12 protein-coding genes are annotated in these 14,789 nt (G+C 35.3%); 11 read left to right on the forward strand and 1 reads right to left on the reverse strand.

Going from position 1 to position 14,789, the window contains the following annotated elements:
* Nucleotides 1-133: 133 nt before the first annotated feature.
* From K8P02_RS10355 to K8P02_RS10405, 11 genes are all read left to right on the forward strand, one after another.
* The gene (locus K8P02_RS10355; protein ID WP_025867610.1) at nucleotides 134-1,354 is read left to right on the forward strand and encodes an O-antigen ligase family protein; all 1,221 of its coding nucleotides are present in this window, start codon (nucleotides 134-136) and stop codon (nucleotides 1,352-1,354) included.
* Between the two features lie 31 nt (nucleotides 1,355-1,385).
* Nucleotides 1,386-2,288 (forward strand): glycosyltransferase family 2 protein, encoded by a 903-nt coding sequence (locus K8P02_RS10360; RefSeq protein ID WP_025867609.1) that lies wholly within the window; start codon nucleotides 1,386-1,388, stop codon nucleotides 2,286-2,288.
* Between the two features lie 2 nt (nucleotides 2,289-2,290).
* The gene (locus K8P02_RS10365; protein WP_025867608.1) at nucleotides 2,291-2,809 is read left to right on the forward strand and encodes an acyltransferase; all 519 of its coding nucleotides are present in this window, start codon (nucleotides 2,291-2,293) and stop codon (nucleotides 2,807-2,809) included.
* A 70-nt stretch (nucleotides 2,810-2,879) separates the two neighbouring features.
* Entirely contained in the window at nucleotides 2,880-3,986 is a 1,107-nt protein-coding gene (locus K8P02_RS10370) for a glycosyltransferase (protein WP_002561534.1), read from the forward strand.
* Between the two features lie 29 nt (nucleotides 3,987-4,015).
* On the forward strand, nucleotides 4,016-5,098 hold the full coding sequence (locus K8P02_RS10375) for a DUF1972 domain-containing protein (RefSeq protein ID WP_002561533.1): 1,083 nt from the start codon (nucleotides 4,016-4,018) through the stop codon (nucleotides 5,096-5,098).
* 130 nt (nucleotides 5,099-5,228) lie between these two features.
* A complete protein-coding gene (locus K8P02_RS10380) occupies nucleotides 5,229-6,008 on the forward strand; it encodes a polysaccharide biosynthesis/export family protein (protein WP_002561532.1) in 780 nt (259 codons plus the stop codon).
* 15 nt (nucleotides 6,009-6,023) lie between these two features.
* Nucleotides 6,024-8,489 (forward strand): GumC family protein, encoded by a 2,466-nt coding sequence (locus K8P02_RS10385; protein ID WP_002561531.1) that lies wholly within the window; start codon nucleotides 6,024-6,026, stop codon nucleotides 8,487-8,489.
* A 71-nt stretch (nucleotides 8,490-8,560) separates the two neighbouring features.
* Nucleotides 8,561-9,226, forward strand: coding sequence for a tyrosine-protein phosphatase (locus K8P02_RS10390; RefSeq protein WP_223382297.1), 666 nt, complete (start codon nucleotides 8,561-8,563; stop codon nucleotides 9,224-9,226).
* A gap of 39 nt (nucleotides 9,227-9,265) precedes the next feature.
* The gene (locus tag K8P02_RS10395; protein ID WP_002561529.1) at nucleotides 9,266-9,961 is read left to right on the forward strand and encodes a CpsB/CapC family capsule biosynthesis tyrosine phosphatase; all 696 of its coding nucleotides are present in this window, start codon (nucleotides 9,266-9,268) and stop codon (nucleotides 9,959-9,961) included.
* A gap of 56 nt (nucleotides 9,962-10,017) precedes the next feature.
* Nucleotides 10,018-10,494 carry a UpxZ family transcription anti-terminator antagonist gene (locus K8P02_RS10400; protein WP_002561528.1) on the forward strand — a complete coding sequence of 159 codons (477 nt, stop codon included), beginning with the start codon at nucleotides 10,018-10,020 and terminating at the stop codon, nucleotides 10,492-10,494.
* A gap of 557 nt (nucleotides 10,495-11,051) precedes the next feature.
* The gene (locus tag K8P02_RS10405; RefSeq protein ID WP_002561527.1) at nucleotides 11,052-13,040 is read left to right on the forward strand and encodes a glycoside hydrolase family 97 protein; all 1,989 of its coding nucleotides are present in this window, start codon (nucleotides 11,052-11,054) and stop codon (nucleotides 13,038-13,040) included.
* Between the two features lie 342 nt (nucleotides 13,041-13,382).
* Here K8P02_RS10405 and K8P02_RS10410 read toward each other — a convergent pair whose 3' ends face one another.
* Nucleotides 13,383-14,708, reverse strand: coding sequence for a PhoH family protein (locus K8P02_RS10410; RefSeq protein ID WP_002561526.1), 1,326 nt, complete (start codon nucleotides 14,706-14,708; stop codon nucleotides 13,383-13,385).
* Between the last annotated feature and the right edge of the window lie 81 nt (nucleotides 14,709-14,789).

Here is a 14,789-nt window from a genome sequence, read left to right on the forward strand (position 1 = left end):
ACTGAATATAAAAATGAATGATGCAGATATAAATGACACATTCAAAATCTACCAATAAGTTTAATCTCTATACTATCAAATAATCAGCACATTATTCCAATCATTGCTATAATTACTCGAATTCATACTAATTATGTCTAAATATATAGTTTTAATAACAATTTTATATGTAACAGATTGCCTACAATTTTTTAAAAGTGGAGCTCTTCTTTCTATTTGTTTTTATGGAATTATATTATTGGGAACACTGTCTTTAGGACGCGAATTATTCATAAAAAAGAAACTATCAAAGTTAACTTTTGCACTTATCCTATATTGTTTTTTATTTCCACTTTATGGTTCCTACAAAAGTTCTATTATTTTTGAACAACCCATATTCATGGGAATCGTTTCTCTAAGATACTTATGGGTTATCCTATTCGGTTTTTTTCTCTATTCTATAAAATATGATTACCGGTTATTACTATTACAAATCAATAATATAAATATCTGCATAGCTATAGTCTCAATTATAGCATTCTTTTTCTTTGGTATCAACCATGTCACAATTGAACCATATTTATTTAGTACAGACTCTGTAGAAATAACTTCTACAGAAGATTCTATAAAAGGAGCTAAATTATTCACCGGTTCAGCTATGATGCTTATATCTTATATATACTATTTACTAAAGTTCATGGATAATCCTAATGATAAAAAGATATTTATCCCCTTTATTATTTTAATGGTATATCTTATTTTTGTCAACAAAGGCCGACAACCCCTTGCATTAGTTGGAATAATCTATTTCATATATTATATTAGAATGAAAAGATTAACTATTAAACGCTTTGTATTAGGATTATCACCCATAGTGATTATTATAGCTATTATTTTATATGACTCTTCATTTTTGGAACGATTCTTTAGTATTTTCGAAGGGATAAAAACATCTGACAATTCAACGTTAGCACGTCTAAATTCGATAGAAAGTGTAATACCTTATATAATAGACAATCCCGTATTGGGCTTTGGAAATCTATCTTACAAATTTCGAGAATTCGGTTTTCATGCTTTTTTTGGTTATCAATTCTATTTAGCAGACATTGGTGTATTTGGTACAATAGCAAGAGGAGGAATAGTTCTTCTAACTATCTACTTCGGCCTATATTATTATGCATATAAACGAACCAAAGCAATGGATAATATAGAATATAGAAAATATATGAGATATATGATAGTATCATTCCTGGTGATGTTGATATTTTTAAGTAATGATACGTTGTTTTCAACAAACTGCATTAGATTTGCTTTCGTTTTCTATCCATTATTTTCAACATCGAATAATATCAATATCTTCTTTAAGAAGGCTTAGTTTATTTTACATATTCTAAAAATAACATTAAATGGACGTATCTATAATAATCGTAAATTACAATACTTGTGATTTATTAAAACAATGTATCCAATCTATTATCACAAATACCAGAGAAGTAGTATATGAGATAATTGTTATAGATAATGACTCACACGATGAATCATGCCAAATGCTCAAAAATGACTTTCCGACAGTAAAATTGATAAGAAGTAATATTAATTTAGGTTTTGGAAAAGCCAATAATTTAGGTATCAAACAAGCTTCCGGGAAGTATCTGTTTTTCCTAAATTCTGATACAATATTATGTAATAATGCTATAAAAAACTTTTTTGAATTTTCTATTTCTTATACAGACAAGTTAGGAGCAACAGGAACTATTCTGAAAGATAATAATGGAAATAATATTCATTCATACGGCAAATTCATCACAATAAAATCAGAACTCAAAAATGTCCTAACCAAATACTCTAAAATATTCGGTGTCAAAAATAATACTGACTATTTATATCCACCAGCAATAAAAGAATCAAAAGAAGTGGACTACATAACTGGAGCAGATTTATTCATTCCATATAAAGTATATCAAGAATTAGAGGGTTTTGACCCGATGTTTTTTATGTATTGTGAAGAAGTAGACTGGCAATATAGGATGGCTATAAACGGATATAAAAGATTAATAATCAATGAGCCAGAAATTATACATTTAGAAGGAGGTAGCGATCCATCCCAATCCAGTGCCTGGTCATTTAATAGAATGAAGAATATATTTACAAGTAAGCTATATTATATTAAGAAGCATAATAAGTATTCCGCTTATATATGTTTTCGTTTTTTCTATTTAGGCCTTTGGATTCCTTTAATTTTATTGAGAAAAGACCTTTTCAGCAACAAGTTAAAATTAATTCAATTACTATTTACAAAAAATATATAATTGTGGATATAAATAAATCAAATCGTGCTAAATATGATTTTAGCATAAAACGGTATATAAAAATTCTGATTTTCAAAAGTTGTAATGTTATACCCGTTTCCAGATTTTTGCGAGCAAAAATTTATCGTATTCTGGGCGTATCTATTGAAAAAGGAGTAGTACGTATTGGAAAAATATCAATAGACACGATTCACCCTGAAGATATTTTCATCGGAAAAGGAACAGCAATAGCTGATGGTTGTATTCTCTTATCTCATTACTATGATGTCTACAATCTAAAAGAGCATGCATACTATCGTGGCCAAATTCATATAGGAAGAAATGTATATATAGCAAGTAATACTATATTTACCAAGCCTGTTACTATCGGTGATGGAGCTATAATCGGAGCTGGTTCTATTGTAAATAAAGATATACCTCCTTATACAGTTTGGGGAGGGGCTCCTGCACGATTTATCTGTAACAGATATAAAGAAGAATTAGAAATCCCCGTAAATACAGAGCTATTCAAGCCACGTTAATTATTATATACCCCCAATTACTTATAAGACAGATATTATACGAAATCACTAATCTATCTCAGTTATAGAAATGAAACAAATCTTTATTGTTGATTATTTAGGTATTCATTGTGGTATGCATTATTATAATGATGCTTTCAAGAAAGTACTATCCAACCCTTTACCTAATGAAAAAATAAATATTTTATCTAACTATCCGGAAGACAAAGCTACGTCTTTCTTTTTAAACTTCTATTCAGTCAATAAGCTCATTGGAGTTATTTTCTTAGTATATAATTACATTAAGTTATATATCAAGGTTCTATCTAATAAAAAAGCCTGTTTCATATATTTGACTTATGGAAATAGTATTGACATTCCCTTTCTATGGATAATTTCTAAGGCGCCAAAGCATATAATCGATATTCATGAAGCAATAGGACAGAATGTAGATGCAAATCTACGATTAAAAAAATGGTTCAAAAACATATACTCTTCTAAAATAAAAAGTGTAATAACGCACTCACAACGCACAAACAACTTTCTTAATGAATATGATTTTCAAGGATTGAGATTATCTGTTCCACACTTTAAATATTGCTTCAAAAAAACATGTAATGAAAATCAGGTAGAAAAAGAGATTCAACATTCAATTGCAAAAGATAAAATAAATATATTATTCTTCGGAAATATAAATTATAATAAAGGAATAGACATACTAATCCAAACAATTAATGCATTACCTCAAGAACAAGCTGAGAAGTTAAACATCATCATTGCGGGTAAGGATTTTGATGGGACAATTCATAAAATTCCTCTCATGCATCCACAGTCTTTTCAAGTTTTTCTAAAACATATTAATGATGACGAATTAGTATTCTTATATAAAAATACTGATTATGTAATACTGCCATATAGAAAAACATCACAAAGTGGAATTTTAGAAATGGCCTTTTATTTTAAAAAGCCGATTATCGCAAGTAATATTCCATATTTCAATATGATGTTATCTAAATTCAAAAGTTTTGGAATGCTTACGGACTTAGATATTCCATCTTTTACCAATACTTTCTCTAAAATTATACAAAGACATACCAAGTATACAGACTACTATATAGATACAGAATATAGCACCTACACTAACAGGCAAGAAATTACATCATTCTCCAATGAATTCTCTAAATGGATAAAAGAATAATCCGTATTTCTATTATAATATTATAATTAATGAAGAAAGTTGCAATCATAGGTATACAAGGTGTACCCGCAAAATATGGTGGCTTTGAAACACTGGTAGAGAATATGATTGGTGAAAACACACCCTCTGATATTCAATATACCGTATTTTGCAGTAGTAAAGATTATGAAAAACAAATGAAAGTTTATAAAGGAGCTGTTTTGAAATATATCCCCTTTTTCCATGCAAATGGAATACAAAGCACTCCATATGATATCTATTCATTAATGAAAGTAATCAAAGGCTACGATACTATTTTAGTTTTAGGGGTATCAGGATGTATCTTCTTACCCTTCTTCCGTATGTTATGCCACAAACAATTAATAATAAATATAGACGGGATAGAACACAGACGGGCTAAATGGGGAAAGTTTGCAAGAAAGTTCCTCAAATATTCTGAAGCAATGGCCATAAAATATGCCGATGTGATAATAGCAGATAACAAAGGAATACAAGAGTATGTAAAAAATGAATATGGTAAAGAAACCGTGTTAATAGCATATGGAGGTGACCATGTACAACAAACCATATCCAGTGAACAACAATATGACATTTTAAACCATTATAATTTATCTGCTGGTGAATATGCCATAACTATCTGTAGAATTGAACCAGAAAATAATTGCCATCTAATATTGGAGGCTTTCGCACAAAGCAATATACCAATGATATTTATTGGCAACTGGGAAAGAAGCGAGTATGGAAAAGATCTGAAAAAAAAATATATTTCACATAATAATATAAAGATATTAGATCCTATTTATGATTTGCAGAAACTATATGCACTACGGAAAAATTGTAAATATTATATTCATGGGCATAGTGCAGGAGGCACAAATCCGTCATTAGTGGAAGCTATGTTTTTCGGTGTACCCATTCTTGCCTATGACGTTATATACAATCGCGAAACTACTCAAAAAAAGGCTTGCTATTTTCAAAATGAAAAAGATCTTCTTGAATTAACTCAAAAAAACAATACTATCTTACAACAAAACGCCAAAGACATGTTAGAGATTGCCAATAGAAATTATAAATGGGAAACAATTGCTAATCAGTATAGTATATATTATTAAAGCAACTATTATTTTACACTTTTATTAATAAAATTTCCAGTAGTCCCCTCCAATTGACAAATTCTCTTTTCAAATTTCTCAAATATTAATTTAAAATTCAAACAACAATAACTAATTATTTTATTAAAAAATGAAACATACATTTTTAATCTGTATGGTCGTTTTACTTGCGGCCTGTTCAGCTCCAAAAGAAGTGCTTTATTTACAAGACATTTCTCTTATCAAAGAAGAAGCAATTGATAAGAGTTATGAGGTTATCATCCACAAAGATGACCTGTTAGCCATTATAGTAAACAGTAAAGATCCTGAATTAGCTTTACCTTTCAATATGCCATTAGTAAGTTATCAGATAGGTGGACAGAACGTTAGCCAACAACGGTTAGTTGGTTATCTCGTTAATCAAGACGGCAATATTGATTTCCCTATTTTAGGAGAAATCCATGTAGAAGGGTTAACCCGTATGCAAGTGACCGAGTTAATTAAAAAGAGATTAATTGAAGAAGAATTAATCAAAGATCCTATTGTAACAGTTCAATTCCTTAACTTCAAAGTTTCTGTAATAGGTGAAGTAGGACGTCCGGGAACATTCGATATTTCAGGAGACAGAATAACATTGCTTGAAGCATTGAGTATGGCTGGTGATTTAACTATCTATGGCCGCCGTGACCGTGTAGCCGTAATCCGTGAAAAAGATGGTAAACGTAGTATCCTATATCATGATTTACGTTCATCAGATATCTTTCAGTCGCCTTGTTACTATCTACAGCAGAATGATATTGTATATGTAGAGCCAAACAATGCAAAAACGGGACAAAGTCGTATCAACTCCAACAATTCTGTCGGTGTATGGTTGTCCGGAGTATCCGTACTTGCCTCTATAACCTCACTCTTAGTGACTATGTTTAAATAAAAATGCCTTTAAATAATGAGTACTGAACAAAAAATTAATAAAGAGTCAAAAGCCTCCAAATCTTCTGAAAAGGAAGAAGAAATTAATATTGCTGATATTCTACAGCTAATATGGAGTAACCGTTATTGGTTTATACTATCTATTTTCCTGTGTGTAGGTATTGCCTTCTTTTATTTACAATCTTCATCCAAAATATATAGTCGTAAAGCCTCTGTTTTAATACGTGATGATTCAAAAGGAGGTGGGATAAGTGAATCTTCTGCCTTTGCAGATTTAGGACTTTTCGGAGGAAAACGAAATGTTGACAATGAGGTACTTATATTTCAATCCCGACATTTAATGGAAGAAGTTGCACGTCGGCTGCATTTAGATATTAGCTATAAAATAAAAGAGGGATTAAGGAATAAAGAACTTTATACACACTCTCCAATAATACTTTCTTTCCCTGAAGCAGAAGAGAGGCAATCAATCCTTGTAACAGTAACTCCAATTGATTCAGCCAGAGTCAGGCTATCTGATCTGAAAATGAGTGTTGGAGATGGAGAAGTCACTTCAAACGAGGTACTGGAAGTAAACTTACACGATACAATACAAACTCCAGTTGGTGCAATGGTAGTAATGCCAACTTTGTATTATTCAGACAATTTTTACGAGAAACCCATCTCAGTCACTAAATCCAACATGGAAAGGGTTGTAGATGCTTATCAAAGTAGCATGGAAGTGTCCCTTGCCAGCAAAACTGCTACAATCATTAATCTTACTTTAAAAGATGTCTCAATAGCACGTGCAGAAGACGTAATCAATATGGCAATTGCCATTTATAATGAAGACGCTATTAATGATAAAAATCAGATAGCAGTGAACACTTCAAATTTCATCAATGAACGTCTGATAATTATCGAACGTGAATTAGGTGGAGTGGATGCCAACATTGAAGCATTCAAACGTGAAAATCAACTGACCGATATCACGTCAGAAACAGGCATGTATCTGGCAAACACAAGCCTTTATCGCCAGGAAGGACTTAGCCTCGAAAATCAACTAAGCATTGCCAAATATATTAAAGATTATTTAGTAGATCCTCAAAAGAATGCAGACCTAATTCCTGCCAATACCGGTATTTCTGACAACAGTGTGGAATCTCAAATCAGTGAGTACAATGAAATGTTGCTTAAACGTGATAAATTGGTTTCTGGCAGTAGTAGCAAGAACCCCATTGTTATCGACCTGAACAATTCTCTGGCCGCAATGAAACAGACGATTATCCGCTCCGTGGACAACCTAATCGTTGGATTGAACATCAAATTAAAGAATAACCGGGAACATGAAGAGCAAACCCAGAAACGTATTGAAGCTGTACCTGCTCAACAAAAATATGTACTAACGGTAGAACGACAACAAAAAATTAAAGAAGAGCTTTATCTCTATCTGCTGAACAAACGTGAAGAGAATGCTTTAACACAGGCTATCACAGAAAGTAATGCACGTATTATCGATCCGGCATCGGGTAGTAGCAAGCCTGTAGCTCCCAGGACAATGGTTATTTTATTTGCAGCCATTCTGATAGGAGGCGCTATTCCTATGATATTCTTCTGGTTACAAAAGACATTGGATACCAAAGTACGTACCCGTAAAGATTTGGAAGATGCTCTAAGTGTACCCATTCTGGGTGATATTCCCCAATGTAGTGAGAAAGACAGAAAAGAATCTCCTATCATCGTTCACGAGAATAGCCGTAGCCCAATATCCGAGGCATTCCGCATTATCCGGACTAATATGGACTTCATGCGTGTGAAAACTGAAAACCTTCAGGTAGTAATGCTGACATCCTCTAATCCCGGAGCCGGAAAAACATTTATCTCATGTAACCTGGCTATGAGTATCGCACAAATGAATAAGAAGGTTATCCTGGTCGATGTGGATATCCGCAAAGGTACTTTGAGCAATATTTTCACTGATATTCCGGCTCGTATGGGACTTACCAACTATTTATCGGGAAAAACAGATAAGATTGAAGATATTATTATCACAAATGATAAATATAAAAATCTCGATATCATCTTTGCCGGTCCTGTTCCTCCCAATCCTGCCGAACTTCTTCTGAGTGAACGTTTTGACCGCATAGTTACAGAGTTAAAAAAACACTATGACTATGTTATTCTGGACAACGTACCGGTAGACATCGTAGCCGATGCTTCAATTATCAATCGAGTAGTAGACCTAACTATCTATGTAGTACGTGCCGGAATAATGGATCATCGCCAGCTTCCGAATCTGGAACGAATGTACGAACTGGATAAATTACGTAATATGGCCATCGTGCTTAACGGAGTCAATTATGACCGTAAAGGTTATGGTTATGGATATGGGTACGGTTATGGATACGGCTATGGATATGGAAATGATGAAGGACGAAAAAGTAAAAACAAAAGTTTGACAAAGCGTTTGAAAAAACGTATCTCCAATCTTTTTAATAAATAATCAAAAACTACTCTATGTTTTCCTGGCTTTCATCAGAAACAAATATCTTAAAATCGGGACTCTTAAAGGGCATGACAGACGTTCATGCCCATCTCCTTCCCGGAGTAGATGACGGGATGGCTTCTGTAGAAGAATCTCTTGCGGCCATTGAATACCTGTATGAAATAGGTGTCAGAAGAATCTTTCTCACACCTCATATTATGGAAGATATCATTGAAAACCATCCCGACTTTCTTCAAAAGCGTTTCGAAGAGTTTTGTAAAAAGAATAAATCTCCTGTTGAGCTCCGGCTGGCCGGCGAGTATATGCTGGACACAGGATTTAAGAAACAGACGGAAGAGGGATTGCTGACTTTAGGGGATTGCCATGTATTAGTGGAGACCTCCTATCTATCGGCACCTCCTGACCTCCGTCACATGCTTTATGAGTTACAAGTAAGTGGCTATAAACCCATTATAGCACATCCGGAACGATATTTGTATATGCGCGAAGAGGAACTGGTTGCACTAAAGAAAAATGGTTGTAAGTTTCAGTTAAATCTGATGTCGTTGGCAGGTATATATGGCAAAAGAGTATTACAACGGTCTCAAGTATTATTAAAAGCAGGTTTTTACGACTTTGCCGGTTCTGATCTTCACCATCTGGAGATTTATATGGATGCCCTTTCACGAATACGGTTATCACGTTCACAGCAACAGTTAGTAAAGACATTAATAGACAACAACAACCTTCTTTAATAAAATAAGGAAACTGTACCTACATTAAAAGCAAGATTAATGATTTATACTGACTTTCAGCCCTACCTCTTACCAGGTACAGATGCCTGGGCCTTATCTCCGGACAAATCAATGGAACTGTTGAACTATCTGGAAGATATAGGAATAAAGCAGGTGACATGTGTTCCACCTGTGAAAAAAGAGAATCCTGAGAACACAACAGAGAATCTCGAGAAAGTATTCAATAGTTTAAAAAATCAGTATAATGGAAGCATTGAACTGAAACTTTCTGCCAGATATCGCCTGGATAATGCTTTTGAAAAGATGCTGGGCACTGAAGATCTACTGACCATTGACGGGCATAAAGAATTGCTTATTGATGTTCATCCCCTGCTAAAAAATGATAGCTTTTGGGAAGTGCTTGACTCTATTATAAACATAGGTTATATCCCTGTAGTCATGCAACCGGAACGAAGTATTTATTGGGGAACAGAGGACTTTGTACGGCTCAAAGAAAAAGGTTGCAAGCTCATGATGAATCTCTATTCTTTCTTTGGATACAATGGTGATGATGCACTGAATTATAGTAGAATGTTACTAAGAAGAGACCTGTACACATATGCTTTTTCCGGAATAGAAGATACCAAAATAATGCACTACAGTGAGTATTTCAATTCAAATGAAGATGAATGGACAGCAGGTTTGTCTAAATTAGGAATTACCATCGTATGCAATAAAGTAAATACTCTACAATAAGAAATAAATAACGAAATCACTCTTTTAAATGCTACTAACTTAAATTCAACAATCATATGCTAACAACTCAAATTCAGGAATTAAAACATTTAGCCCACGAACTGTTATATCTGGGTGTAGATGATTCACCTATATATGCAGATTCACTCTGCCAACAGAACAAAGAAGTGCTGCAAAAAGCAAATGTTTTGTTCACAGCTCAAGCCTCTACCGATGAAGAAGAAGCACTCCTTTGCCTCGCTTTGTTGATGGGATATAACGCTCTTATCTATACCAATGATATAGAAACCCGTAAGCAAACAATTCTGGAGCGCTCATGGAAAGTATTGGAAAAACTCTCTCCTTCTCTTTTGAAATGTCAACTACTGACCTACTGTTATGGTGAAGTATTTGATGACGAACTGGCAGCAGAAGCTCATGCTATAATAGACGATTGGGGGAAAAGAGAGTTAACAGCGGAGGAACAAGAGATTGTAGATACACTGACAAATCTGGAAAAATATCCTTATCCATGGAGTGAAGTCACCGAATAAGTATCTACAATAATAAGAAAATGGCACAACAACAGAATTAATAGTTTTTTGAAGGCATATGGTACTGTTATTCAATCTCAGTACTGTATTTTCCCGAAAGGGAAACAGGGAGTTGGTCTGATGTGAATCACGCCAGTTTCTTAATATTATTGTTTGTTTGTGTTTCCCCCTTCTGACCAGGCGTGGCCAGTAAAGGGGGAATTTTTTATTCACTTCTGTTCAGAAATGAATCAGTTCACCACAGAGGACACGGAGGGCGCAGAGATATTATTTTCTCTGATGAAACGCGGATGAACGCAGATTAAAAAACTGTAGTTCTTTATTTTATCGTTATTTCCCTTTGCGAGAATTTGCGTTCATCTGCGTTTCAATAAAGATTTAAACTCTGTGCCCTCTGCGACCTCTGTGGTAAAATACTATTCAATTATAAATCAAATCTATCTCAAACTCAGGTTTTTATATTTTTTCATTGTATATTTGTAACAACTTTATATATCACAACACGATTTCATATTAGCAACCTACATAACCAAGGTCTAATTAAACATTTATATACCATGAGAAAACTAAAAATGACCCTGCTGTGCAGCCTGTTTCTGATAACCACGGCTTATGCACAAAAACAATTTACGTTGACTTCACCCAACGGACGTATCAGTACAACTATTAACATTGGCGAAAAAATCACCTATGACATTACACATGATGGACAATCTGTCCTGTCCCCCTCCCCCATTTCATTAATGTTAAGTGATGGAGAAGTATGGGGTGATAATGCCAAACTATCCAAAAGCAACAAACGAAGCGTGAATGAAACAATCCTTTCACCATTCTACAAGAAAGATAAAATCCAGGATACATATAACGAATTGAAACTGACATTCAAAAAACAATGGGGATTGGAGTTTCGTGCATACGACGATGGAATAGCTTATCGTTTTATCAATCAACGGAAGAAGCCATTCAATATCCAAAGTGAAGAGGTCAACTACCAATTTAACGATGATGCCATGGCTACAGTGCCCTACGTAAGGCCCGGAAAAGATGGAGATTATGAGTCTCAGTTTATGAATTCATTTGAGAACGCTTATACCACCGACCGGCTTTCAAAACTAAACAAAGGAAGAATGATGTTTCTGCCGCTGGTAGTTGAAGTAGGGAACGGCAAAAAAATCTGTATCACAGAATCGGATCTGGAAAGCTACCCCGGACTCTATCTGACTAATGCAAACGGTAATAACAGCCTGACCGGCAAGCAAGCGCAATACCCTAAAGTTACCAAACAGGGTGGACACAACATGCTACAAATGCAAGTACAACAACGCGAACACTATATAGCCAAAGTGAATGGCCCACGAACATTCCCTTGGCGCATAGCGCTCCTCTCTACTACAGACAAAGACTTGGCAAACAGTGACATGACTTACAAATTAGGAGCAGCCTCACGAGTGGCTGATATCTCATGGATCAAACCCGGTAAAGTAGCATGGGACTGGTGGAATAATTGGAACATTGACGGAGTAGACTTCGTATCCGGAATCAACAATGCAACTTATAAATATTACATAGACTTTGCAGCAGCACATGGTATTGAGTATGTTATTCTCGATGAGGGCTGGGCAGTAAACCTGAAAGCTGACCTGATGCAGGTTGTGAAAGAAATCGACATCAAAGAACTGGTAGATTACGGTGCGAAAAAGAACGTAGGTATCATCCTTTGGGCAGGTTTTCACGCATTCAACCGGGATATGGAGAATATCTGTAAACACTATGCCGATATCGGTGTGAAAGGATTCAAGGTAGACTTTATGGATCGTGATGATCAGGAAATGGTAGACTTTAACTACCGTGCTGCTGAAACCTGTGCAAAACACAAACTGATACTCGACCTGCATGGCACATACAAACCTGCCGGAATGAACCGCACATATCCCAATGTTCTGAACTTTGAAGGAGTGCACGGACTGGAACAGATGAAATGGAGCCCTGCTGTAGACCAGATGAAGTATGATGTCATTATTCCTTTCATCCGCCAGGTGGCAGGACCAATGGATTATACGCAAGGTGCCATGCGTAATGCGGCAAAAGGTAACTATTATCCTTGCAATTCAGAGCCAATGAGTCAGGGTACAAGATGTCATCAACTGGCCATGTACGTCATACTGGAATCTCCGTTCAACATGCTTTGCGATGCACCAAGCAACTACATGCGCGAACCGGAATCACTGGATTTTATTGCAAACATACCCACCGTATGGGACGAAAGTATCACTCTTGATGGCAAGATCGGCGAATATATAGTAACAGCCCGCAGACACGGCAATACCTGGTATGTCGGTGGAATGACTAATTGGGATGCACGCGACATAGAGGTCGATTTATCATTCTTAAAAGAAAAAGGGAAAACAGTTACCCTGTTTAAAGATGGTATAAACGCACATCGCAGCGGACGGGACTATAAAAAAGAAAACATCAAGTTGAATGATAAAGATAAAGTGAAAATACATCTCGCACCCGGAGGTGGATTTGCAATGAAAATAGAATAAGGGATCAAATAAAAATCTTTGCAAGTGTTATTTTTAACACTTTTGACAAATCTGTTTTTTATTGCTTAAAAGTACGTACTTTTACAATATAAGAATACGTATTTAAGACGCTGTTAATATGCATTTTAACAAGGTATTAAATACGTATTTTTATGGAATAAAATAAGTAAACCGGATTTATACATTCAGATAATCGGCCAACAGCATTTTTTATTTGATCCAAAACAAGGATATTTCTTACAGACACAAGAGAGGCAATTAATTCATTACGAATCAGTTGCCTCTCTTGTATCTTGTAAGTGGGGGACATTCAAAAAGTATCCCTATTCTTATTATGAATCATTACATCAAATTACTTGCCAATTCACTTAACTGGCTACGTTCACCTTTCACCAAATTGACATGGGCAAAGATATTTTGCTCTTTCATACGATCAATCATATAAACTAATCCATTGGATTGGCTGTCCAGGTAAGGCTGGTCAATTTGCTGGATATCTCCGGTAAACACCATCTTAGTACCTTCACCCGCACGGGTAATGATCGTTTTTATTTCGTGAGGAGTAAGATTCTGAGCTTCATCAATGATGCAATAAGTTTCACTCAGACTACGCCCACGAATAAATGCCAACGCTTCAATAACCAATTGCTCGCTTTTCTGCATATCTTCCAGACGTTTCACTTCAGTGGAATTAGCTGCAAACTGGCGTTTGATTACATTCAGATTATCAAATAAAGGCTGCATATAAGGAGCGACTTTCTCCTTTGCATCACCCGGCAAAAAGCCCAGATCTTTATTGGAAAGAGCCACAATAGGACGTGCCAATAAAATCTGCTTATAATCAATCAGATTGCCTAAGGCAGCAGCTAATGCTAAAAGAGTTTTACCAGTACCGGCCTTACCTGTCAAAGCAACCAGTTTCACATTGGGATCATTCAATATTTCAAAAGCAAAACTTTGTTCGGCATTGCGAGGTTCAATTCCATAATTCTTCGTTTTATTGACCCGGCAAACCGTATGGGTAAAAGGATTGTAACGGGCAAGTACACTACTACGATCACTTTTCAATATAAAGCACTCGTTAGGACGAATAATATTTTTAAAATCAAACTCGTTGATATCCAGTCCTTCCCGGGCAGAATAGATCTGATCGATTAATGTAGGATCAATTCCCTCAAATACTTCATTGGACTTCTCAAAGATATCTACATTCACCACTTTGTCAGTAATGTAATCTTCACAAATCACACCAATAGAACGGGCTTTCATACGTAGATTGACATCTTTAGTCACCAGTATAGTCTTCATATTAGTATGCTTGTGCGCCAGATAGTCTGCTACGGCCAGAATCTGATGATCGGGCTTACGTGAAGGAAAAGAATCACGTACAGCCGGAGAATCGACTTCACCCGTAATAACAAACAAACGTCCCAGTCCCTCTCCCAATGAGGCACCACTCGTAAAAAGATTATCATCTGTAATCAAATCGAGTTCTCTGACAAATTCGCGGGCATTATAATTAATCTGTTCATTCCCTTTCTTGAACTTATCCAGTTCTTCAATCACTACGATGGGGAGATAAATATCATTCTCTTGGAAATTCTTCAAGCAATTGTAATCGTGAAGGATAACATTTGTGTCAAGCACAAAATTTTTCTTAGTTCCCATACTCTTCTTAGATTTAAAATGTTGATATTTGCAATCCGTTAAAGCAATCAGTCACTACGATGAAGGATTGTGGCACCTAAG

The organism is Bacteroides nordii (assembly GCF_019930665.1).
GTDB lineage: Bacteria > Bacteroidota > Bacteroidia > Bacteroidales > Bacteroidaceae > Bacteroides > Bacteroides nordii.